This is a genomic window from Paraburkholderia adhaesiva (assembly GCF_021390575.1).
GTDB lineage: Bacteria > Pseudomonadota > Gammaproteobacteria > Burkholderiales > Burkholderiaceae > Paraburkholderia > Paraburkholderia adhaesiva.
Genome location: NZ_JAJEJQ010000001.1, coordinates 3,304,981 through 3,328,640 on the forward strand (window position 1 = coordinate 3,304,981; position 23,660 = coordinate 3,328,640).

21 protein-coding genes are annotated in these 23,660 nt (G+C 62.5%); 4 read left to right on the forward strand and 17 right to left on the reverse strand.

The features are described 5' to 3' along the window. Positions 1-7: 7 nt before the first annotated feature. The 15 genes from L0U80_RS15010 to L0U80_RS15080 all read right to left on the reverse strand — a co-directional run bounded on the left by L0U80_RS15010 (position 8) and on the right by L0U80_RS15080 (position 19,439). Positions 8-778: a ParA family protein gene (locus L0U80_RS15010; RefSeq protein WP_233865399.1), complete on the reverse strand. Its 771-nt coding sequence runs from the start codon at positions 776-778 to the stop codon at positions 8-10. A gap of 108 nt (positions 779-886) precedes the next feature. Next, entirely contained in the window at positions 887-1,582 is a 696-nt protein-coding gene (rsmG, locus tag L0U80_RS15015) for a 16S rRNA (guanine(527)-N(7))-methyltransferase RsmG (RefSeq protein ID WP_233865407.1), read from the reverse strand. Next, complete coding sequence (mnmG, locus tag L0U80_RS15020) at positions 1,579-3,537, reverse strand: tRNA uridine-5-carboxymethylaminomethyl(34) synthesis enzyme MnmG (RefSeq protein WP_233865409.1); 1,959 nt, start codon at positions 3,535-3,537, stop codon at positions 1,579-1,581. The genes rsmG and mnmG overlap by 4 nt, the downstream gene beginning before the upstream one ends. A gap of 176 nt (positions 3,538-3,713) precedes the next feature. Further along, positions 3,714-4,469 (reverse strand): ABC transporter ATP-binding protein, encoded by a 756-nt coding sequence (locus L0U80_RS15025; protein ID WP_373322202.1) that lies wholly within the window; start codon positions 4,467-4,469, stop codon positions 3,714-3,716. Then, positions 4,469-6,256 (reverse strand): branched-chain amino acid ABC transporter ATP-binding protein/permease, encoded by a 1,788-nt coding sequence (locus tag L0U80_RS15030; RefSeq protein ID WP_233865413.1) that lies wholly within the window; start codon positions 6,254-6,256, stop codon positions 4,469-4,471. The genes L0U80_RS15025 and L0U80_RS15030 overlap by 1 nt, the downstream gene beginning before the upstream one ends. Before the next feature lie 4 nt (positions 6,257-6,260). After that, a complete protein-coding gene (locus L0U80_RS15035) occupies positions 6,261-7,316 on the reverse strand; it encodes a branched-chain amino acid ABC transporter permease (RefSeq protein ID WP_233865415.1) in 1,056 nt (351 codons plus the stop codon). A gap of 181 nt (positions 7,317-7,497) precedes the next feature. Beyond that, the gene (locus L0U80_RS15040; RefSeq protein ID WP_233865416.1) at positions 7,498-8,655 is read right to left on the reverse strand and encodes an ABC transporter substrate-binding protein; all 1,158 of its coding nucleotides are present in this window, start codon (positions 8,653-8,655) and stop codon (positions 7,498-7,500) included. Positions 8,656-8,933: 278 nt separating this feature from the next. Beyond that, the gene (locus tag L0U80_RS15045) at positions 8,934-10,100 is read right to left on the reverse strand and encodes an ABC transporter substrate-binding protein (RefSeq protein WP_233865418.1); all 1,167 of its coding nucleotides are present in this window, start codon (positions 10,098-10,100) and stop codon (positions 8,934-8,936) included. Positions 10,101-10,743: 643 nt separating this feature from the next. Beyond that, positions 10,744-11,715, reverse strand: a complete 972-nt coding sequence (locus tag L0U80_RS15050) for a branched-chain amino acid ABC transporter permease (RefSeq protein WP_233865420.1) — start codon at positions 11,713-11,715, stop codon at positions 10,744-10,746. Beyond that, positions 11,715-12,599: a branched-chain amino acid ABC transporter permease gene (locus L0U80_RS15055; RefSeq protein WP_233865987.1), complete on the reverse strand. Its 885-nt coding sequence runs from the start codon at positions 12,597-12,599 to the stop codon at positions 11,715-11,717. Before L0U80_RS15055 ends, L0U80_RS15050 begins: the two co-directional genes overlap by 1 nt. A 94-nt stretch (positions 12,600-12,693) precedes the next feature. Then, positions 12,694-13,908: an ABC transporter substrate-binding protein gene (locus L0U80_RS15060; RefSeq protein WP_233865422.1), complete on the reverse strand. Its 1,215-nt coding sequence runs from the start codon at positions 13,906-13,908 to the stop codon at positions 12,694-12,696. A gap of 114 nt (positions 13,909-14,022) precedes the next feature. Continuing rightward, positions 14,023-14,778 (reverse strand): ABC transporter ATP-binding protein, encoded by a 756-nt coding sequence (locus L0U80_RS15065; RefSeq protein ID WP_233865424.1) that lies wholly within the window; start codon positions 14,776-14,778, stop codon positions 14,023-14,025. Further along, positions 14,775-15,554 (reverse strand): ABC transporter ATP-binding protein, encoded by a 780-nt coding sequence (locus L0U80_RS15070; protein ID WP_233865426.1) that lies wholly within the window; start codon positions 15,552-15,554, stop codon positions 14,775-14,777. The genes L0U80_RS15065 and L0U80_RS15070 overlap by 4 nt, the downstream gene beginning before the upstream one ends. Before the next feature lie 439 nt (positions 15,555-15,993). Next, on the reverse strand, positions 15,994-17,703 hold the full coding sequence (locus tag L0U80_RS15075) for a GMC family oxidoreductase (protein WP_233865428.1): 1,710 nt from the start codon (positions 17,701-17,703) through the stop codon (positions 15,994-15,996). A 212-nt stretch (positions 17,704-17,915) separates the two neighbouring features. Further along, positions 17,916-19,439, reverse strand: coding sequence for a CoA-acylating methylmalonate-semialdehyde dehydrogenase (locus L0U80_RS15080; RefSeq protein ID WP_233865430.1), 1,524 nt, complete (start codon positions 19,437-19,439; stop codon positions 17,916-17,918). 139 nt (positions 19,440-19,578) lie between these two features. Here L0U80_RS15080 and L0U80_RS15085 point away from each other — a divergent pair, with 139 nt between their 5' ends. Both L0U80_RS15085 and L0U80_RS15090 read left to right on the forward strand, forming a co-directional pair. Continuing rightward, positions 19,579-20,466 carry a LysR family transcriptional regulator gene (locus L0U80_RS15085; RefSeq protein WP_233865432.1) on the forward strand — a complete coding sequence of 296 codons (888 nt, stop codon included), beginning with the start codon at positions 19,579-19,581 and terminating at the stop codon, positions 20,464-20,466. 189 nt (positions 20,467-20,655) lie between these two features. After that, the gene (locus L0U80_RS15090; protein WP_233865434.1) at positions 20,656-21,180 is read left to right on the forward strand and encodes a class IV adenylate cyclase; all 525 of its coding nucleotides are present in this window, start codon (positions 20,656-20,658) and stop codon (positions 21,178-21,180) included. Between the two features lie 20 nt (positions 21,181-21,200). Here L0U80_RS15090 and L0U80_RS15095 read toward each other — a convergent pair whose 3' ends face one another. Next, entirely contained in the window at positions 21,201-21,692 is a 492-nt protein-coding gene (locus L0U80_RS15095; protein WP_233865436.1) for an Lrp/AsnC family transcriptional regulator, read from the reverse strand. 324 nt (positions 21,693-22,016) lie between these two features. Between L0U80_RS15095 and L0U80_RS15100 the strand changes: the two genes are divergently transcribed. After that, positions 22,017-22,322 carry a 4a-hydroxytetrahydrobiopterin dehydratase gene (locus tag L0U80_RS15100; protein WP_233865438.1) on the forward strand — a complete coding sequence of 102 codons (306 nt, stop codon included), beginning with the start codon at positions 22,017-22,019 and terminating at the stop codon, positions 22,320-22,322. 51 nt (positions 22,323-22,373) lie between these two features. On the opposite strand, the gene L0U80_RS15105 is transcribed toward L0U80_RS15100, so the two are convergent. After that, the gene (locus tag L0U80_RS15105; protein ID WP_233865440.1) at positions 22,374-22,604 is read right to left on the reverse strand and encodes a DUF3717 domain-containing protein; all 231 of its coding nucleotides are present in this window, start codon (positions 22,602-22,604) and stop codon (positions 22,374-22,376) included. 127 nt (positions 22,605-22,731) lie between these two features. Here L0U80_RS15105 and L0U80_RS15110 point away from each other — a divergent pair, with 127 nt between their 5' ends. Continuing rightward, positions 22,732-23,418 carry a response regulator gene (locus L0U80_RS15110; RefSeq protein WP_091999860.1) on the forward strand — a complete coding sequence of 229 codons (687 nt, stop codon included), beginning with the start codon at positions 22,732-22,734 and terminating at the stop codon, positions 23,416-23,418. Positions 23,419-23,660: the final 242 nt, after the last annotated feature.

A 23,660-nucleotide genomic window follows, 5' to 3' on the forward strand; every position in this document is an offset into this window, starting at 1 on the left:
GCGAGCGTCAGAGCGCGCGCACCCGCTCGATCATTTCTGCCCCGAACTGTACGTAGGCCTGCGCGCCGCGCGACGCACGGTCGAACACCACGCCAGGCAGCCCGTAGCTGGGCGCCTCGGCGAGGCGCACATTGCGCGGAATCACAGCGTCGAAAACCTTGTCGCCGAAGTGCTCCTTCAACTGGTCCGACACCTGCTGCTGCAGCGTGATGCGCGGATCGAACATCACGCGCAGCAAGCCGATCACCTTCAGCTCGCGATTCATGTTCGCGTGAACCTGCTTGATCGTGTTGACGAGATCGGAGAGTCCTTCGAGCGCGAAGTACTCGCACTGCATTGGAATCACCACGCCGTGCGCGGCGCACAAGCCGTTGAGCGTGAGCAGCGACAACGCGGGCGGACAGTCGATCAGGACAAAGTCGTAATCGGCGTCGACTTCGGCCAGCGCGTTTTTGAGGCGGCGCTCGCGCTGCTCCACCGACACCAGTTCCACTTCGGCGCCAGCCAGTTCGCGATTCGCGGGGAGTACGTCGTAGCCCACCGCCTCCGGGCGCGTGCGCGCGTCCGGCACAGTGACGCCGTCGACCAGCACTTCGTATACGGTGTTCTCGCACGCGGCCTTGTCGATGCCGCTGCCCATCGTGGCGTTGCCTTGCGGGTCGAGATCGATGAGAAGGACACGCTGTCCCTGCGATGCGAGGCTCGCGGCGAGATTGACCGTAGTCGTCGTCTTGCCGACGCCGCCCTTCTGGTTCGCAACGCAGAAGATTTTTGCCATCTTTCGGGTGTCCCTTTTACTGCCTTAGAAAGTTTGCTTACGTTATAGCTTGCGCATCGCATCTCTGGGAGGTCGTCCGTTCGGCCGACTCTCTGTGCGGACGGTAAATCATGCCGTCGCCGGCTCGACTGCTACTTCGGTCAGGTGCCGCTCCGCGTCGAGCATCGGCACATCCAGCCGGATCGTCCGAAGTGCCCGCGCGCCCGCCGGCAGTCGCTCGATCTCGCCGTCCGGCCGCACGCCCTTCATCGCCCAGATCGCACCGCCGTCGGCGACCAGATGCCGGGCCAGTGTAACGAAATCGGCGAGTTCCGCGAATGCCCGCGAGACGATCAAATCAAATTTTTTCGGGACCTCGATCCCAGGACGCAGCGATTCGACACGCCCCGTCACGACCGACAGATTCGTCAGGCCCAGTTCAGCCTTCACCTGAGATTGAAACGCGGTCTTCTTGTGCACGATGTCGTTCAGCGTCACCTGCCAGTCCGGCCGCGCGATGGCGAGCACGATACCCGGCAGCCCGCCGCCCGAACCGACATCGAGCACCGCGGCGCCATTTCGCGCCGGAAGGTGCGGCAGAATCGCAAGCGAATCGAGGATGTGCTGAATCATCATCTGGCGCGCATCGCGAATCGCGGTCAGGTTATAGACCGCGTTCCATTTCGCCAGCAGCGCGACGTAGTCGAGCAGTTGCGCCTGCTGCCGGTCGTTCAACTCGACGCCGAGCGCCTGCGTACCCTCTTCCAGCATTCGCGCCAAGGCGTCACGATCACCGACGCCAGGTTGTCGTGCGCGCCCCGTCATTTCGCCACCGACGTGGTATCGGTGCCGGAATCGCCCGAACTCTGGCGCCGGCGGCCGAGGCCACGCTTCAAATGAACCATGAGCAGCGAAATCGCGGCCGGCGTGATGCCAGAAATGCGCGATGCCTGGCCGATCGTTTCCGGGCGAAACTGATTGAGCTTCTGGCGTGCTTCGAACGACAAACCGCGCACCTCGGCGTAGTCGATACCTTCCGGCAACCGCGTATTTTCGTGGCCGCTGTTACGCTTGATCTCGTCGGCCTGACGATCGATATAGCCCTGATATTTGACGCCGATCTCGATCTGCTCCTTGATCTGCGCAAGCAGGATCTCGTCGTCGGCGAGCGGTGTTTCGGGGGCGCAAGCACCCTCGCGCAGACCGCAGACGCCGTCATAGTTGACACCCGGGCGGCGCAGCAGATCCGCCAGGTTGTATTCACGGTCGATCGGCTTACCGAGCAAGGCGGTTGCCTCGTCAGAAGAAAGCGTCTTCGGATTCACCCATGTCGACTTCAGTCGCTCTGTTTCACGTGAAACAGCATCGCGCTTACGGCAGAATGCGGCCCAACGAATGTCATCGACCACGCCCAGTTCCCGGCCGATCTCCGTGAGGCGCATGTCTGCATTGTCTTCGCGCAGGCTCAGGCGGTACTCGGCGCGGCTCGTGAACATACGGTACGGCTCCGAGACACCGCGAGTCACCAGGTCGTCGACAAGCACACCGAGATACGCTTCGTCCCGGCGCGGGCACCATGCATCCTTGCCCTGCACTTGCAAACCAGCGTTGATACCGGCCAGCAGGCCTTGCGCAGCGGCTTCTTCGTAGCCGGTCGTGCCATTGATCTGGCCCGCAAAGAACAACCCATTGATCGACTTCGTTTCCAGCGAGGACTTCAGAGCACGCGGATCGAAATAGTCGTACTCGATCGCATAGCCGGGACGCAAGATATGCGCATGCTCCAGGCCGCGCATCGAATGCACAAGCTCAAGCTGGACGTCGAATGGCAGGCTCGTCGAGATCCCGTTCGGGTAGAACTCGTTAGTCGTCAGCCCTTCCGGCTCCAGGAAGATCTGATGCGATTCCTTCGACGCGAAACGGTGAATCTTGTCTTCGATCGACGGGCAATAGCGCGGCCCCACGCCTTCGATCACCCCGGTGTACATCGGCGAGCGATCAAGACCGCCACGGATGATGTCGTGCGTGCGCGTATTCGTATGCGTCACCCAGCACGGAATCTGGCGCGGATGCTGCTCAGCTCGGCCAAGGAACGAGAACACCGGCACCGGGTCCAGATCGCCCGGCTGCTCTTCGAGCACCGAAAAGTCGATCGTGCGGCCATCGATACGCGGAGGTGTTCCTGTCTTCAGGCGCCCTTGCGGCAGCTTCAGCTCCTTCAGGCGTGCCGACAGCGTCACCGCCGCCGGGTCGCCAGCGCGGCCGCCCGTGTAGTTGTTCAGGCCAACGTGGATCTTGCCGTCTAGGAACGTCCCAGCCGTCAGAACGACTGCACGGCTGCGGAACCGGATGCCGACTTGCGTCACCGCACCGACCACCCGATCGCCTTCGACCATCAAATCCTCGACGGCCTGCTGGAACAGCCAGAGATTTTGCTGATTTTCCAGGCGACGGCGGATCGCGGCCTTATAGAGAATACGGTCGGCTTGGGCGCGAGTCGCGCGCACCGCCGGGCCTTTTGAGGAGTTCAGGATGCGGAACTGGATGCCACCCTCATCGGTGGCCGCAGCCATTGCGCCCCCAAGGGCGTCAACTTCCTTGACCAGATGCCCCTTACCAATACCGCCGATCGACGGATTGCAGCTCATCTGGCCGAGCGTCTCGATGTTGTGCGTGAGCAGGAGCGTCTTGACGCCCATGCGAGCGGCAGCAAGCGCGGCCTCGGTGCCGGCGTGACCGCCGCCTACGACGATTACGTCAAACTCTGTGGGATAAAGCATAGCCGGACCTCACGCACGGCGAACCGCGTGAGCCTTCTCAGAAAAGTGTGGGATGCGCGAATTATAACGGTTTCGTGATTTGGGCCGCTCGCACCCGAATTTCGTTCCACGCGCAGACGAAAAAAACGGCGTGTTTCACGTGAAACACGCCGTTTCGTGAACAACATACAGAGCAGTCAGGCGGTCTTCTTCGCGAGCCCCAGATAGGTTTCGATCACGCGCGGGTTCTGTGCCAGTTCGGCAGCGGGGCCTTCGAGCGCCAGATCGCCGGTTTCCAGCACGTAGCCGTAGTCGGAAATCTGAAGTGCAGCGCGCGCGTTCTGCTCGATCAGCAGCGTGGCCACGCCCGTCTGACGCAGCGCGCTAATGATGTGGAATATTTCCTTCACGATCAGCGGCGCCAGACCGAGGCTCGGTTCGTCGAGCATCAGCAGATCCGGCTTGCCCATCAGCGCCCGGCCGACCGCGAGCATTTGCCGCTCGCCACCGGAAAGCGTGCCGGCCGCCTGCGTGCGACGCTCCTTCAGACGGGGAAACAACTCGAACACATGATCGAGCTGATCGAGGAAGTTACGCTCGCCCGCCCGCTTGCGCCGATATGCGCCGAGCACGAGATTGTCCTCGACGGTCATCGACGCAAACAGCTCGCGCTTTTCCGGCACGAGGCACATACCGCGCGCGACGCGACCCTCGATCGGTAATGCGCTCACCTCTTCGCCGAGGTAGGAAACGTGCCCACTCGCGCGCCCAGTGTGAGGCAACGCCCCCATGATGGCGTTGAGCAGTGTGGATTTGCCCGCGCCGTTCGGTCCGATCACGGAAACGATCTGCCCTGCCCCCACCTTGATTGCCGCATGGTGGAGCGCCTCGATCTTCCCGTACCGAACCGCGAGGTTCGAAACCTCAAGCACGGTGTTAGCGGATGTCGTCATCATTCCACCCCGCCGAGATACGCTTCGAGCACAGCGGGATCCTGCTGCACGTCCTCCGGCAAGCCTTCCGCGATCCGCGTGCCGAACTCCATTACGACGAGTCGATCCGTGAGATTCATCACGAAGTCCATGTCGTGTTCGACCAGCAGCACGCTCATCCCCTCCTCCTTCAGCCTGCGCAGCAATGCAGCCAGCTGTTGTTTTTCCTGATACCGCAAACCCGCGGCCGGCTCATCCAGAAGCAGCAAGGTTGGATCGCAGCACAGCGCACGTGCAATCTCAAGAATGCGCTGCTGACCGAGCGCGAGGCTGCCTGCTTCTTCGTACATGTACTGCTCAAGCCCAACGCGTCGCAGTTGCTTCGCCGCCTCGCTCATCAGGCGCCCTTCTTCGGCCGCGTTGAACTTCGCGACGCTGCGCAGCACGCCCGCGCGCCCTCGCAGATGCGCGCCGATGGCGACGTTCTCGAGCACCGTCATGGTCGGCAGCAACTTGACGTGCTGGAACGTCCGGCCGATCCCACGCGCGACGATCTGACGTGAAGTGAGCCGATCGATGCGCTCGCCGCGGAACGTGATCTGTCCGCTCGTCGGCTGCAGCACACCGGTGACGAGGTTGAACGTCGTCGACTTGCCAGCGCCGTTTGGTCCGATCAGACCAATGATCTGACCCGCGCGCACCTCGAAGCTAACGTCATTTACCGCGACGAGTCCGCCAAACTGCTTGCGCGCCTTGTCGACCGTCAGCAGCATTTCGCCAGTGGCGGGTTTGCTGCGCTGCGGCAACGGCTCTGCATTCTCGGGAACCTGTGCCTGCGAGCCGCGCGGGAAAAATCGTGCGACGAACGGCCAGACACCGCGTCGCGCGTACTGCAGCAGCAGCACCATCAGAATGCCGAACACGATGATTTCAAAGTTGCCGTTCTCGCCGAGCAGTTTCGGCAGCAGTGTTTGCAGCCAGTCCTGCAGCACAGTCAGGATCGCCGCACCGAGTACCGCGCCCCAGACGTGCGCGACGCCACCCACTACGGCCATGAACAGATACTCGATGCCATGATTCAGGCCGAACGGCGTCGGATTCACGGCACGCTGCAAATGCGCGTAGAGGAAACCGGAGACAGCCGCAAGCACCGCCGCGTAGACGAAGATCACGACGCGCATCCACGCCGTATTCACGCCCATTGCCTCGGCCATCATCCCGCCGCCCCGCAGTGCGCGGATCGCGCGTCCGGCCCGACTATTAAGCAGATTCTGAACAGAGACGACAGCCAGCAGCACGACGACCCAGATCAGGTAGTAAATGTGGCGCCCCGACTCGAGATCGATACCGAGCACGTTCAGCACCGGAATGCCATTGATGCCGTCGTACTTGCCGAGCGCATCGAGGTTACCGAACAGGAAGTACAGCGCGAGGCCCCAGGCGATCGTGCCAAGCGGCAGAAAGTGGCCCGAGAGCCGCATCGTGACGAGCCCGAGCACGAGCGCCACGAGCCCCGTGACCACGACACCGACGATCAGCGCGAACCACGGCGACACGCCGTACTGCGTCGTCAGAAACGCAGTCGCATAAGCCCCGAGGCCGACGAACGCGGCCTGACCGAAACTCGTCATGCCACCGATGCCGGTGAGCAGCACGAGTCCGATAGCGACGATCGAATAGAGGCCGATGTAGTTCAGCAGCGTGACCCAGTACTCGGGCACGTGCACCGGATGCGGCAGCACCGGCAACGCGAACATGACGATGAGAAACAGCCAGAAAAAGCGGTTACGCATGATGATCCGTTTCATCGCATCACTCCTCTTCTTCTTCGGTGTGGGGCGTCGAGAGACTGCGCCACAGCAGCACCGGGATGATGAGCGTGAACACGATCACTTCCTTATAGGAACTCGCCCAGAACGACGAATACGACTCCAGCAGACCGACCAGCACCGAGCCCGCCGCTGCCACCGGATAGCTCAACAGTCCGCCGATGATTGCGCCCACGAAGCCCTTCAGGCCGATCAGGAAACCCGAGTCGTAGTAGATGGTCGTTAGCGGTGCGACGAGAATTCCGCACAACGCGCCGAGCCCCGCGGCGAGCGTGAACGCGAGCCGCCCGGCCTGCGTCGTACCGATTCCAACGAGTCGCGCACCGAGCCGGTTCACGGCAGTCGCACGCAGCGCCTTGCCCGGGATCGTGCGGTCGAAATAGAGGTACAGGCCGACGATCATCACAGCGGCCGTGCCGATCACCCACAGGGTCTGCCCCGAAACCGAGAGGTTGCCGACGTTGAACGTGGCGTCGGTGAACGCGTTCGTACGCGAGCCTTCGGCGCCGAACATCACGAGTCCAAGTCCCACCATCGCGAAGTGCACGGCCACTGCGACGATCAGGAGCAGCAGCGTCGCCGATTCGGCAATGGGCTGAAATGCAAGGCGGTAAATGAACGGCCCCATCGGCACGACGATTGCGAGCGTCAGTGCGATCTGCGCGAGCATCGGCAGAGGTTGCGCCGCCATTTCGCGGGTCAGCGCATACAACGCAATCGGAAACAGCAGATACCTGCCAGCGAGCGACACAAGCATGCGCGCTGCGTGCCGGCGCCGTTCGGCGTGGCGCACGAGGCCCAATGTTTCCGCGACGAAGCACGCCACGCCAAGTGCGACGAGCAACCCGCAAGTCGCCGGAAACTTCTGCGATTGCAGCGCGGCGAGGGTGAGTGCGCCGTACGAGACGAACTCGCCTTGCGGAATGAAGATAACCCGCGTGACGGAAAACACGAGCACGAGCGCAAGCGCGAGCAGCGCGTAGATCGCGCCTGTCGTGATGCCGTCCTGCGCGAGGATCGCGGCAATCGATAAATCCATACAGCCCTCTTACTGAAACACTGGAGACCCGGGAACCCTGGGAACTACGAAAAACAGCAAATGAAAGACAAGTCCGGCGCACAGTGCCGCGGAGATTGTCGATGAGCGTAACGACACGGAAACGTCCCTGCGTTTCACGAGGAACCGTCCGCGCGGACGGTCCTTCAAGCGCGAAGCGGTATCACTGGCTTTGCAGCTTCCACTTGCTGTCGACGATTTCCACGATCACGCGCGCACGGTCGTCGAGACCTGCGTGATCGGTCGCGCTCATGTTGAAAACACCATGTGCGCCCGCCACGTCGCGCATGTTTTCGAGCGCGTTACGCAACGCTACGCGGAACGCTTCGGTGCCGGGTTGAGCCGTCTTCAGCGCGACGGGAATCGCGTGCGCCAGCATCTGCCCCGCGTCCCACGCATGGCCGCCGAACGTCGAAACGGAACCGGCACCGTAGGCCTTCTCATAGGCCACTTTGTAGGTGAGCGCCGACTTCTTTACCGGATTCGAATCGGCCAACTGGTCAGCGACGAGGATCGGGCCTGCGGGCAGCAGTTCACCTTCGCAGTTTTTACCGCAGACGCGCAGGAAGTCATTATTCGCGACACCGTGCGTCTGATAAATCTTGCCCTTGTAGCCGCGGTCCTTCAGCGTGGTGGCCGGAAGCGCCGACGGCGTGCCCGACGCGCCGATCAACACTGCATCCGGATTCACCGACATCAGCTTGAGCGTCTGGCCCGTCACCGACGAATCGGTGCGGTTATAACGCTCGCTCGCGACGATCTTCAGATTGTGCTTCGCCGCTGCTGCCGTGAACTCCTTGAGCCAGCTGTCGCCATAGGCATCCGTAAAGCCGATGAAACCCACGGTCTTGACGCCGTGCTTCTCCATGTAGCTCGCGAGTGCGTCGGCCATCAGGCTATCGTTCTGCGGCGTCTTGAACGCCCACTGACGCTTGCCGTCCACCGGCTGCACGATCGCGGCCGACGCTGCCATCGAGATCATTGGCGTCTTGCTCTGCGCGACCACGTCGAGCATCGCGAGCGAGTTCGGCGTGACCGTCGAGCCGACGATCGCGTCGACGTGATCTTCATCGATCAGCTTGTGGGTGTTCTGCACGGCCCTGCTCGTATCCGAGGCGTCATCGAGCACGATGTACTCCACGCTCTTGCCCGCGATCTCTTTCGGCAGGAGTGCGATCGTATTCTTTTCCGGAATGCCGAGCGACGCGGCGGGCCCCGTCGCCGAAAGCGTCACACCGATCTTCACCTGTGCGGCCACCACGCCGGTTGTGCCCATCAATGCCGCTGCGAGTCCGGCACCCACCCACTTCATCGTTTTCATGGCGCGTCTCCAAACGCTTTGTCTATACGTCGATTGCTCCGGCGTCGGGATTGTTGGCCTGGCGTCGGGCCTTTGAGTGTAGATAGCAGAACCGCGCATGTGATGCATGGTTTTCCCTGCTTGATGCCCGGTCCGGTTTATCGACTCGCCGACGATTACGCCGTGCTGCGCTTGCCCTGCCCTACCCGCACGAAAGTTGCGCTGGCAACAAAAAGGGCACGTCGGATAACCGCCGTGCCCTTGTCTGATGCTTCGTTATGCCTGGTTTCCGACGACGCTCAGTCGCCCGCAAGCTTCCACTTGCCACCGACAATCTCCACCATCACGCGCGCGCGCTGATCGAGACCCGCATGATCGGTCGCGCTCATGTTGAAGATGCCGTGCGCGCCCGCGAGGTCATGTGTGTTTTCGAGCGCCGTGCGCAAAGCATCGCGGAATGCCTTCGTTCCCGGCTGGCCCGCTTTCAGTGCAGCGGGGATCGCGTGCTGCAGCAACAGGCCCGCGTCCCAGGCGTGGCCGCCGAACGTCGAGATCGAGCCCACGCCGTAGGCCTTTTCATATGCACTCTTGTACGCGAGCGCCGACTGTTTCGCGGCATTCGAATCGGGCAACTGATCAGCGACGAGGAGCGGACCCGCCGGCAGATACGTGGCCTCGCAATCCTTGCCGCAGACGCGCAGGAAGTCGTTGTTGGCCACGCCGTGCGTCTGATAGTACTTGCCTGCATAGCCGCGCTCCTTGAGCGTCTTCTGCGGCAGCGCGGCCGGCGTGCCTGCACCGGCGATCAACACGGCATCCGGATGCTGCGACATCATCTTGAGCGCCTGCCCCGTGACCGACGCGTCATTACGCGCGAAGCGCTCGTTCGCGACGACCTTGATGTTCTGCTTCGCGGCCGCGGCGCTGAATTCCTTGTACCAGCTCTCGCCGTAGGCGTCCGAGAAGCCGATGAACGCCACTGTCTTCACGCCGTGCGCGGCCATGTGCTGCGCGATCGCGCCAGCCATCAACTGATCGTTCTGCGGTGTCTTAAAGACCGACGCGCGTTTCGCGTCCATCGGTTCGACGATCGAGGCGGCGGCGGCCATCGAGATCATCGGCGTGGAGGTTTCGGCGGCGACGTCGATCATCGCGAGCGAATTCGGCACGACGGTCGAGCCAATCAGCGCGTCCACGTGATCTTCGCTCGTGAGCTTGCGCGCATTTTTGACGGCCTGGGTGGAGTCGGTCGCGTCGTCGAGCACGATGTACTCGATCTTCTGACCCGCGATTTCCTTCGGCAGGAGCGCGATCGTATTCTTCTCGGGAATGCCCAGCGACGCGGCCGGACCGGTGGCTGACAGCGTCACGCCTATTTTCACGTCAGCGAACGCCGCACCGGACGTCACCGCAAAGATCCCCGACACGACGCAAGCCGCATTCACCCAACGCAAGGCCAACCGCATCTCCACTCCTTTTGATAATCGCTTTATAAATCGCGCCGGATTTTCAGAGGCTCCGGTTTCGATAGTTGTATTAATCCGCCAGACTCTGCCAGCGCATTATTCCGACCCTCTCATCGGAGAATGCCGAGTGTAGCGGACCGGAAGTTGCGCTCGCAAGCGCTTTCCATAGGCTTACACACGGTCTGATAGCGGCAACACAATGGGGTATAAGCAAGACCGGGACCAAAACCAGACACGACGGACAATTCGCCGCATCACGTCACGATTTGTGTAAAACCAGAGGCGTATTCGCTCGCGTGCAAGAAAAATCACGCGCGAAACAGAAAGGAAGGGAAAAGATAATCGGCGGAAAATCGCCGGCTAAAATGAAAAGCGCTGTTGGACGTTCATCCAACAGCGCTTCCGTGTCCGGGCACTTTGTGCCTCAGTTGTCTCCTCGTTCTCCACCTGCAAATTCGGTGCATCAGAACTAGGTGAGACTTTAAGCCTCGCCCCCCGCTGTCACAACTAGCATTTACCCTAGTGGTGCAGTGCGGCACCGTTATGGGGCGCGCTGACACATGCCTGTCGCACAGCGAAGTCGCTAGGGTACACGCAAATAGCCGCGACTTGCAGCGCCGCGCGCATCACGGCGTGGAAAGCCTCAGGCGCGCAAACTCCGCACGCGCGCGACGATCTCTCCCACGATGCCGCGCCGGAACGCCAGCACGCACGCGATGAAGATGATGCCGGTGACGATCGTTGCGGACTCACCCAATGCGTTGAACCAGTCCAACCCTGTGACGGATGCGAGTGTCGTGCCGATATCGCCGAGCCGGTCTTCAAGCGAGACGATCAGCGCCGCGCCGACGATGGGTCCGAAAAGCGTCCCCATGCCGCCCACGAGCGTCATCAGGATCACAAGGCCGGACAGCGTCCAGTACGCGTCGCCGAGCGTCTCGAAGCCAAGCACGAGCACCTTCATCGACCCGGCGAGTCCGGCCAGTCCCGCCGAAAGCACGAAGGCGAGCAGCTTGAAACGGTCCGTGTCGTAGCCGAGTGAAACCGCGCGCGGCTCGTTCTCCTTGATCGCACCGAGCACCTGCCCGAACGGCGAATGCACGATGCGCACGATCAGCAGGAACGCGAGCACCATCACGAGGAGCACGATGTAATAGAGCACCAGATCCGACGAGAGCGAGAGCACGCCGAACAGCTTGCCGCGCGGCACGCCCTGCAGGCCGTCCTCGCCATGTGTGAACGGCGCCTGCAGATAGATGAAGTAGACCATCTGCGCGAGCGCGAGCGTCACCATCGCAAAGTAGATGCCCTGGCGACGGATGGCGAAGATACCGGTCACGGCGCCGAGAAGTGTCGCCGCCGCGGTGCCGATCAGCACGCCGAGCTCGGGCGTGACGTTCAGCGTCTGCATCGTGTAGCCGGTGAGGTAGCCTGCGGACGCGAGAAACATCGCATGCCCGAACGAAAGCAGGCCCGTATAGCCGATCAGCAGGTTGAAGGCGGCGGCGAAGAGCGCGAAACACAGCACCTTCATGACGAAGAGCGGATACACGCCCGCAAACGGCGCAACGATCAGGCCGATCAGCAGCAGTCCATAAAGCGCTTTTCTTTGCATCACCGTTCCTTGCCGAAGAGGCCTGCCGGGCGAATCAACAGCACGATCGCCATGATCACGAACACCACGGTTGCCGAGGCCTCGGGCCAGAACACGCGCGTGAAGCCCTCGATCACGCCGAGCATCAGGCCCGTGAGGATCGATCCCATGATCGATCCCATCCCGCCGATCACGACCACAGCGAACACGGTGATGATCATCGGCTGGCCCATCAGCGGGGATACCTGAATCACAGGGGCGGCCAGCACACCCGCGAATGCAGCAAGTGCGACGCCGAAGCCATAGGTGAGCGTGATCATGAGCGGCACGTTGATGCCGAACGCCTCGACGAGCTTCGGGTTTTCAGTGCCGGCGCGCAGATAGGCGCCAAGACGCGTCTTCTCGATCACGAACCACGTCGCGAAGCACACGACCAGTGATGCGACGACGACCCACGCCCGATAGTTCGGCAAGTACATGAAGCCGAGATTGGTGGCGCCGGTGAGCACCTCGGGCACGTCGTAAGGCAGGCCCGAAGAGCCGTAGATCGAGCGAAACACGCCCTCCACGACGAGCGTCAAGCCAAAAGTCAGCAGGAGTCCGTACAGATGATCGAGCCGGTAAATCCAGCGCAGCATCGAGCGCTCGATCGCCATGCCGAGCGCGCCAACCAGAAGCGGCGCAACGACGATCATCACCCAGTACGGAAGATTGAAGTACGCGAGCCCCATCCACGTGAGCATCGCGCCCAGCATGAACAACGCGCCATGCGCAAAGTTGATCACGTTGAGCATGCCGAAGATCACCGCGAGGCCGAGACTCAGGATCGCGTAGAACGACCCGTTCACGAGTCCGAGCAGCAGTTGGCTCAGCATTGCCGGAAGCGGAATGCCAAAGATCGTCATGAAAGCCGCCATCTCATCAAGATCGTCCACAGGCGACGCACGGCGCGTCGTACCGACCGCGCCGTGCCCGCGTGCATGAAAGACATCCTTGCGCTTACTTCCACAACGCGCAGCGCGTCTCCTGCTTCGTCGTGAACGCCTGGTCGCCCGGGATCGTCGTGACGATCTTCAAGAGATCCCACGGATCCTTCGACTCAGCCGGCGTCTTCACCTGCATCAGGTACATGTCGTGGATCATGCTGCCATCCTCGCGGATGTAGCCCTTCGCGTAGAAGTCGTCGATCTTCGTCTTGCGCAGTTGCGCCATCACCTTGTCCGGGTCGGTCGTGCCCACCGCCTGCACGGCCTTCAGGTAGTTCGTCATCGCCGAATAGTCCGCGGCCTGCAGGCTCGTCGGCATCTTCTTCGTCTTGTCGAAGAAGCGTTGCGCCCACTTGCGCGTGTCCGCGTTCTGGTTCCAGTACCAGCTGTCGGTCAGCACGAGGCCCTGCGTGGTTTCGAGGCCGAGACTGTGGACGTCCGAGATGAACATCAGCAGTGCCGCGGTCTTCATCGTCTTCGGGATGCCGAATTCCTTCGCCGCCTTGATCGAGTTGATCGTGTCGCCGCCCGCGTTCGCGAGGCCGAGAACCTGCGCCTTCGAGGTCTGCGCCTGAAGCAGGAACGACGAGAAGTCCGATGCCGAGAGCGGATGCTTCACTTCGCCCAACACCTGGCCGCCGCTGGCCTTCACGACGTCGGCAGTGGCTTTTTCAAGCGCGTGGCCAAACGCGTAGTCGGCGGTCAGGAAGTACCACGTCTTGCCGCCCTGCTTCGTCACAGCCGAACCCGTGCCCTTCGCGAGCGCAACGGTGTCGTAGGCATAGTGGATCGTGTACGGCGTGCACTGCTCGTTCGTCAGCGTGTCGGCGCCCGCGCCCACGTTGATATAGATCTTGTGCTTCTGGCCGGCCACCTGGCTCGTCGACAACGCCGTCGCCGAGTTCGTGCCGCCGATCACCATCTGCACGCCGTCACGGTCGAACCATTCACGCGCGCGCGATGCGGCGATATCGGCCTTGTTCTGGTGGTCCGCGTAGACCAGGTCGATCGGCTTGCCGAGCACCTTGCCGCCGAAATCCGCGATCGCCATGCGGATCGCTTCGAGGCCGCCCGGGCCGTCGATGTCCGCGTAGAGTCCTGACAAGTCGGTGATGTAACCGATCTTCACCGTGTCGTCTGCGGCCAGTGCACTCCCGGCACCGAACGCCATCAAGGCCGCCGCAGCGGCGGCACGGGCTGCGAGCTGCCCGAACGTCGTTTTCTTCATTGCAGTCTCCAACTCTGGTTGCATTGTTTTGAAAGCAAGAAAATCAATCAGCGATTTGCGGCAAAACTGTTGCATGCGGCATGTCGCGCCGCAGGCAACGTGAGACTTGGAACGCTAGACACCTAGCAGGTCGTGCAGCACGGGCATCTTGCTGTCGAGTTCGGCGACGCCGAAATGCTCGACGATACGGCCATGCTCCATCACGTAAAACCGGTCAGCGAGCGGGGCCGCGAAACGGAAGTTCTGCTCGACCATCACGACCGTATAGCCGCGTGACTTCAGCGTGACGATCATGCGCGCGAGTGCCTGCACGATCACGGGCGCGAGGCCTTCGGAAATCTCGTCGAGCAGCAGCAGATTCGCGCCCGTGCGCAGGATACGCGCGACGGCCAGCATCTGCTGCTCGCCGCCCGACAACCGCGTGCCCTGGCTGTGACGGCGCTCCGCCAGATTCGGAAACATCGCGTAGATCTCGTCGAGAGACATCGCCTTCGCATTGGCGTTCACGAGCGGCGGCAGGAGCAGGTTTTCCTCGCAGGAGAGGCTCGCGAAAATGCCGCGCTCCTCCGGGCAATAGCCAACGCCGCAATGTGCGATGCGATGAGTGGGCATGCCGATCGTCTCGCGTCCGCCGATGCGGATCGACCCCGTGCGACGCCCCGCCAGCCCCATGATCGCGCGCAACGTGGTTGTGCGCCCCGCGCCGTTTCGTCCGAGCAGCGTGACGACTTCGCCGCGCGCAACCGAAAGATCGACGCCATGCAGAATGTGCGATTCGCCGTACCACGTTTGCAGGCCCGCGATCTCGAGCGCAGGCTCGTGTTCCTCTGCGGCGGTATCGATGCGTTCGTTCTCTGCCACCGTACTCATGCGTGGGCTCCGGCGAGCGTTGCGTCCGCGCTGCCCATGTAGGCCTCGGCGACAAGCGGGTTCTTCGACACTTCGGCATAGCTGCCTTCGGCCAGCACCTCGCCGCGCTGCAGAACCGTGATCGTGTCGGAGATACCCGCAATGACGTTCATGTTGTGCTCGACCATCAGGATCGTGCGCCCGCTCGATACCTTCTTGATGAGTGCCGTCACGCGATCCACGTCCTCGTGACCCATGCCCTGCGTCGGCTCGTCGAGCAGCATCAGTTCCGGCTCCATGGCGAGCGTCGTTGCGATTTCGAGCGCACGCTTGCGGCCGTAGGCGAGTTCGACGGTCGGCACATCGGCGAAATCGGTCAGGCCGACCTGTGTGAGCAGGTCCATCGCGCGGTCGTTGAGTTCGGCGAGAGAGCGCTCGCTCTTCCAGAAGTGATACGACGTGCCGAGCGAACGCTGCAGCCCGACGCGCACGTTCTGCAGCGCGCTGAGGTGCGGAAACACAGCCGAGATCTGGAACGACCGGATGATGCCGCGCCGCGCGATCTGCGCGGGCCGCTCATGCGTGATGTCGATGCCGTTGAACACGATGCGCCCTGCGCTCGGTTCCAGGAATTTGGTGAGGAGATTGAAGCAGGTGGTCTTGCCCGCGCCGTTCGGTCCAATCAATGCGTGGATCGTGCCGCGGCACACGCGCAGGTTCACACCGTTCACGGCCGTGAAGCCCTTGAACTGCTTGGTGAGGCCGTGCGTCTCCAGAATCGTGTCGCCGAGAATCATGTTCCCTTCCACGCGAAATAAACCGTAACGCTGCAGCTGGTTCGCGCGAATCGCCGCGCGAATGCCAGCGGCCCCGGAGTCGTCGCGTGCCGCACTGCAACGCGCAGTGCAACGTTGTGATACGTCCGGAACCAATGATGTCAAGCCGATGAAACCGCTGCACTACGCGCCGTTTGCACGACGCGCAAGGATGGCGCGCTGCGCGCTGTCCGTTTCCGCGCATTGTCTCGCCAATGATGCACCGCAATCATTGGGATTTGCACTTAGGGGGCCAGCGCATGGCCGCCCGTGGCGGGCCAGGCGCGATACGGACGCGATCAGCTCGCGCCCGTCAAACCATCGCGATGCCCGCAAAAGCAGTCAATGCGCGGGGGAATACGCGGATTGCATGGACCGCAAACACAAGGCGTGTCACCCCGTCCGCAAACTTCGCGCCCGTTCAGATCACCGGCAACGGCGGGGAAGCATCAACACGCGCATGTGCGCCTTCGCGGCGGTCGGCGAGCAGCATGGCAGCGGCGCGCTCGGCGATCATCAACGTGGGCGAATTCGTGTTGCCCGACGTGATCAACGGCATCACCGACGCATCGACCACACGCAAGCCGTCCACACCGCGCACGCGCAGACGCGAATCGACCACGGCGTCGCTATCGTCGGCACGTCCCATACGGCAGGTGCCGACTGGATGAAAGATCGTCGTGCCGACGTTGCCCGCCGCTTCGACCAGTTGCGCTTCGGTCTGGAATGCCGCGCCGGGAAGAATTTCCTCCGGCTTGTAGCGCGCGAGCGCGGGTGAAGCGGCGATGCGCCGTGTGAGACGCAAGGCATTGGCGGCCACGCGCCGGTCGTGATCGGTAGAAAGGTAATTCGGCGCGATGGCCGGCGCCGTCCTCGGATCGGCGGAAACGATGTGGATACTGCCGCGCGACGTCGGCCGCAAATTGCATACCGACGCCGTGAACGCGTTGAACGGGTGCAGTGGCTCGCCGAAACGGTCGAGAGAGAGCGGCTGCACGTGATATTCGAGGTCGGGACGCGTGACCGCGGGATCGTCGGGATCGGACTTCGCGAACGCACCGAGTTGCGAAGGCGACATCGACATTGGTCCGCTCTGGAACAGCGCGTATTGCAGACCGATTTTCAGCTTGCCCCACCAGTGTGCAGACGCCGTGTTGAGCGTACGCACGCCGTTCACGCGATACGCCATGCGCAATTGCAGATGGTCCTGCAGGTTCTCGCCCACGCCGCGCAGATCCTGCACGACGTCGATGCCGAGCGCCTTGAGTCGCTGTGCATCGCCGATACCGGAGAGTTCGAGCAGTTGCGGCGAGTTCACCGCGCCCGCACTCAGGATCACTTCGCCGCGCGCACGCGCGACGTAATCGACGTCGCCGCGAAACTCGACACCGACGCACCGTCGCCCTTCGAATATCAGGCGTTCAGTGAGCGCACCGGTGATGACGGTGAGATTCGGGCGCTTCATCGTTTCGCGCAGAAACGCTTTCGACGCGTTCCAGCGCACGCCGCGTTTCTGGTTCACATCGAAGTAGCCGACGCCGCTGTTGTCACCGCGATTGAAATCATCGGTGGCCGCGATGCCCTGCTCCTGCGCCGCCTGCGCGAACGTTTCGAGAATCTTCCACTTGAGCCGCTGCTTCTCGACACGCCATTCACCGCCCGCACCGTGATATTCGCTTGCGCCGCCGTGATAGTCCTCGCTTTTGCGGAACACAGGCAGCACCGAATCCCACGACCACGATGCGTCGCCGGTCGCACGCGCCCATGCATCGTAGTCCTCACGCTGGCCGCGCATGTAGATCATGCCGTTGATCGACGACGACCCGCCGAGCACACGCCCGCGCGGATAGGACAGCGTTCGGCCGTTCAGGCCAGCTTCGGCCACGGTCTTGTAGAGCCAGTCTGTGCGTGGATTACCGATGCAGTAGAGATAGCCGACCGGAATGTGAATCCAGTGGTAATCGTCCTGGCCGCCCGCTTCGAGCAGCAGCACGGAGACGTTGGGGTCTTCGGAAAGCCGCTTGGCGAGCACACAGCCAGCCGTCCCGGCGCCGACGATCACATAGTCGAATTCGCCTTCGAGGCGACGCGAGGACGACTGTCGTCCAGGAGGTTCGTTCGGTGTGGGCATTTTTGTCTCCTGTCGACCGGAGTTAGTGCTTTAGCACTTACTCCGGTCCCATGCACAGCGGTCGACCCGAGTGAGCGCTTCAGCGCGTATTCGGGTCTCACGCAATCTCGCTACCGCCTGGGCCGGCTGAATTGTGTGCCGGTTCTATTTTCGTGCGAACGGCGGCAAGCGCTACCGCCTCCGCCGGATTACCACGTGTGCAATGCGTCGGCTTACTTCGCGACAGGCATCGTAAATTCCGCGCCCTTCGCAATGCTGTCCGGCCAGCGCTGCATGATGCTCTTGTATCGCGTATAGAAACGCACGCCCTCTTCGCCGTAGGCATGATGATCGCCGAACAGCGAGCGCTTCCAGCCGCCGAACGAATGCCACGCCATCGGCACCGGAATCGGCACATTGATACCGACCATACCCACCAGAATCTGCCGCGAGAACGCACGCGCAACGCCGCCATCCGATGTGAAAAGCGACACGCCATTCGCAAACTCGTGACGGTTGATCAGCTCGACGGCGCTCGCAAAGTCAGGCACGCGAACCACGGCAAGCACAGGACCGAAGATCTCTTCCTTGTAGATCTTCATATCCGTCTTCACGTCATCGAACAACGTGCCGCCGACGAAGAAACCGTCCTCGTGACCCTGGACTGTGTGCGCGCGACCATCGACCACGAGCTTCGCGCCCGCAGCCACGCCCGAGTCGATATAGCCCTTAACCTTCTCGCGATGCGCGGCCGTAACGAGCGGCCCCATCTCCGACGCAGCATCCATGCCGCTACCGATCTTGAGCGACTTCACGCGCGGCGTGAGACGCTCGATCAGTTCATCGGCGATATGCCCCACGGCCACCGCCACCGAAATCGCCATGCAACGCTCACCCGCCGAACCGTAGGCCGCGCCGATCAGTGCATCGACGGCCTGATCGAGATCGGCATCGGGCATCACGACGAGGTGATTCTTCGCGCCGCCTAGCGCCTGAACGCGCTTGCCGTGCTTCGTGCCCTCGGTGTAGATGTACTCGGCGATCGGCGTCGAGCCGACGAACGAAAGCGCCGTGACGTCCGGATGCGCGAGCAGCGCATCGACGGCCACCTTGTCGCCGTGAACGACGTTGAACACGCCGTCGGGCAGGCCCGCTTCCTTGAGCAGTTCAGCAATACGCACCGACGCCGAAGGATCGCGTTCCGATGGCTTCAGCACGAACGTGTTGCCGCATGCGAGCGCGACCGGGAACATCCAGCACGGCACCATCATCGGGAAATTGAACGGCGTGATGCCGGCGACAACGCCCAGCGGCTGGCGCAGGTTCCAGTTATCGATGCCGCCACCGATCTGGTCGGTGAAATCGGTCTTGAGCAGATTCGGAATGCCGCATGCGAACTCGACGACCTCGATGCCGCGCATCACCTCGCCCTTCGCATCCGAAAACACCTTGCCGTGCTCGCGCGTGATCAGTTCGGCGAGTTCGTCATGGTGCTGGTCGAGCAGATCCTTGAACTTGAAGAGGATGCGCGCGCGCTTGAGTGGCGGCATCTCGCTCCATGCGGGGAACGCCGCAGCGGCGGCAGCGACGGCCGCGTCCACTTCGGCCACACTGGCGAGCGGCACGCGCGCGCTCACGCTGCCCTGCGCCGGATTGAAGACGTCACCGAAACGCTCGCTAACGCCATCGAACGGCCTGCCGTTGATGTAATGCGTCAGCGTCCGAACGCCGGTCTCCCTCAGATGTGTCTCGCCCATTTCTGCCTCACTGGTTGGATGAATGCGCGCAACGCACTTCATTGCCTCGCACTTTATTGACTCAAGCGTAATCGGCAACACACAGTGCGATCCAATGAATAATGCTCAACAGCGATATAAGGCGAGTTAATATCAGCGGATGGACCTGACCTTGCTCCGAGCGTTTGTCACGGTCGCGCGCGAGGGCAACCTCACGCGCGCGGCCGCTCACCTGCATCTGACTCAGCCCGCCGTAAGCCTGCAGATCAAGCATCTGCAGGAAGGGCTCGGCGTGACGCTCTTCACGCGCACTTCGCACGGCCTTGCGCTCACGCGCGACGGCCAGGCGCTCCTTCCACACGCCGAGCGCGCGCTCACGGCCGCGAGCGACGTGCAGCGCGCCGCTGCTGCACTGCGTCACGAGGTGCGCGGCAGGCTGCGTATCGGCACGATCCTCGATCCAGCGTTTCTGCGCCTCGGCGGCTTCCTGCGGCAGCTGGTAGAAACCTGGCCGCAGATCGAAACCGCCCTGCGCCACGGCATGTCGGGCTGGGTGCTAGACCAGGTGCGCTCGCGCGAACTCGACGTCGGCTATTACATCGGCCAACCCGGCCCGGATGCCGATACGTTCCACGCCATTACCCTCACGCACTTCCAGTACCGGGTGCTCGCACCCGCCGGCTGGAAAGACCGGGTGAAGGACGCGCGCGACTGGGGCGCGCTCGCCGCGCTGCCGTGGATCTGGACGCCGCCCGCGTCCGCGCACAACCGGCTGCTCACGCAGATCTTCGACGCCGTGAACGCAAAGCCCGTCAAGGTCGCGGAAGTCGATCAGGAACCGTCGATGCTCGACCTCGTGAAATCGGGCGTCGGACTCACGCTGGCGCGCGATTCGATCGCCATCGCCGAGGCGCACGCGCACGCACTGACGATCGTCGAAGGCGTGACGGTGCCGACCGAACTCACCTTCATCACGCTCGCCTCACGCCGCGAGGAGCCCACGATCGCTGCCGCGCTCAAGGCCATCGAAACCCAGTGGGCGATATGAGCCGCGCTCATGAGGCTGCGGCCAGGAATGACCGCTGAATTGACCGCTGAAGCGCGCGCAGTGTAACGGCGCTGTCACGCAAGTTTTGCTAGATTCAGTTCTCGCCCGCGCGAACCACCAGGCGATGCGAGTCACGCGCGGCGTGTCCCGACCCTCACTCATCGTCCCCTCGTTCGACAGGAGCCATGCATGGCCCGCAACATCGAAATCAAGGCGCGCGCCCGCGAATTTGACGCGCTACGCGAGCGCGCCGCCCAGCTTGCAACCGACCCACCGCTGATCTTTCGCCAGCAGGACTCCTTCTACGACGTGCCGCGTGGCCGCCTGAAGCTGCGCCAGTTCGACGACGGCACGCCGCCCGAGCTGATCTTCTACCAGCGCGACGACCGCGACGGCCCGAAAGTCTCGTACTACACGCGCAGCCCCGTGACCAACGCGGAGGCGATGCACTCGCTGCTCGCCACGGCGCTGACCACGCGCGGGATCGTTTCAAAGGAACGCCACGTCTATCTGGCGGGCCGCACGCGCATCCATCTGGATCGCGTTGACGGCCTCGGTGATTTCATCGAACTGGAGGTGGTGCTAGCTCCCGATGACGACGAGCAAAGCGGCGAAGCCGAGGCGCACGCGATGTTCGCAAAGCTCGGCGTCGACGAAAACGACCTCGTGGCGGTGGCCTACGTCGATCTGCTCAATACCGCGGTTCCGGCATAAAACAGCGGACTGCGCAGGCGTCAGGACGCTGACGCGCCTGGCTCCAGATGCCCGAGCGGCAGCGGTCCGTTGCGCTTGAACGTGGTCAACACGATGTTCGAGCGCACGCTGTCGACTCCGGGCACATGCATCAGCTTCTTCATCACGAACGACGACAGCGCGTTCAGATCCGGCGCCACGATTCGCAGCAGATAGTCGGCGTCGCCGACAACGGCATGGCATTCCAGCACTTCGGGCAGCGCGTCGATCTGCTGCTGGAACTGCTCGATGACCGAATCTCCATGGTGCTTGAGCTTCAGGCTCGTGAACGCCGTGACGCCGAGTCCGAGCTTTTCAGGGCGCAGCACGACGCGATACCCGTCGATCACCCCCGACGCCTCGAGCCGCTGCAATCTCCTGCCGATCTGCGATGGTGAAAGCGGCACCTGCTCGCCCAGTTGCTGGTGTGTGGCGCGGCCGAAGCGCTGCAGCACGTCAAGCAGCGCGAGGTCGAAGTGATCGAGTTCCAACATGAATTAATTTCGCATCAAGCACGTTAAAGATGCGGGATTATTGCATATTAGATAGGCAAATCACCTGATAAGCGCGTGTTCAGACGCACTGGGCGCGGGTGACGTACTCGACGTCGACACGGTCATCATGCGTTGCATGGACGAAGGCGGGCTCGTGCACCGGAGCCTCTCGACCTCGCTGCCTGCGCACCAACCGGAGTGAAGATCGCGATATCCGGATAGCTCGCACCCTGCCGCCATCCGTGGAAAAATGGTTGATCGATCGCATAGCCCGCGCCGCCGCGCAAAATGCGCGCCGCGCCTCCCTACCTGACAGGTGCAGAGATGATCAACCGACTCACATCCGAAGAGCGCACCACGGAACTCGCCGAACTCCACGGCTGGCAGGCCGTCGCGGGCCGCGACGCCATCCAGCGCACCTTCCGTTTCGCCGATTTCAACGAAGCCTTTGGCTTCATGACGCGCGTCGCGATCAAAGCGCAGGAGATGAACCACCATCCCGAGTGGTTCAACGTCTACAGTCGTGTGGAAATCACGCTCTCGACGCATGAGGCAAACGGCCTCACTTCACGCGATATTGCGCTGGCACGCTTCATTGATTCGATCGCGCCGGGACCGCTCAGCGTGTAAGCGAAAACCCTCAGATGAAAGCTTGATGAAGGGCCTCAGGCGCCCAACCCTTCAAGGTTGAAGGCCATTATTGAGGGATACGTAAGACTCCCGCGCGGCCCGTGCGTCGGGGTCAAAACGATCAAGTGAGATAACGTTCCGACGCTGTACAATCAGCAACGCATACGGCTTGGAGAGCGCGCTAGCCTCTTTGCACAACGCGAGTTCGTCGCCGCTCGAGGGCGAACGGTTGCGCCAGAAGTTGATCGCGGCTTCGAGTTCGGTGATCGAAATATCGGACATGTTGGTCGTGACTCGCGCAACCCCTGCATTCAGCGCCGACTGGTCGCTGAGCAGATCCGGAACATCAGGTTGCGCTTCGCGAGCGGTGTGCCTGTAACGCTAAACCCATTGTACTTGAGCGAATCTCATGCGACTCCTTCTGATCGAAGACGACCGCCCCATTGCACGCGGTATCCAGTCCAGCCTCGAACAAGCCGGCTTCACGGTCGACATGGTCCACGACGGAATCTTCGCCGAACAGGCTCTCACGCAGAATCGCCACGAGCTCGTGATCCTCGACCTCGGCCTGCCCGGCATCGACGGCATGACGTTGCTGTCGCGGTTCCGTCAAAGCAACCGGCACACGCCCGTGATCGTGCTCACTGCACGCGATGAGTTGAATGACCGCGTCCAGGGCCTGAATTCGGGCGCGGACGACTACATGCTCAAACCGTTCGAGCCCGCGGAACTCGAAGCGCGCATCCGCGCAGTGATGCGCCGCAGCGGCCCGCACGGCGACGTGCCGCGCCCCGAAGTCTCGCTCGGCGGCGTGCGCCTCTCGGGTGTCGACCGCCGCATCTTCAACGACGACAAGCCGCTCGAACTCTCGCCGCGCGAATTCGCGGTGCTCGAAATGCTGCTGCTGCGTCACGGCCGCGTCGTCAGCAAGGCGCAGCTCCAGGACCACCTGACGCACTTCGGCGGCGATCTCGGTGACACCGCGATCGAAGTCTATGTGCACCGCGTGCGCAAGAAGCTCGAAAGCTGCCGCGTCGAAATCGTTACGGTGCGCGGCTTCGGCTACCTGCTGCAGGAAATTCGCCAGGCGGCCTGACACAGCTTTCCTGATTGCCGGTCCGGCGCAACGTCGGACCGGTTGCTGCGTCGCCGCGTAAATCGGGCAAACGGCACGGGTCGCCTACCTCGACCGGCGGCTTAACACGTTTGCGCGCAGTGCGCCCTCCGCACGACGCCGCGGTTGCGGTGTGCACGCCCTGCCGCGGCAGTAATTGCCCGCGTACAATGAACGAATTCAGGGTCACGCGACACGCCCAACGCGGCGCCCTATCTGCAACA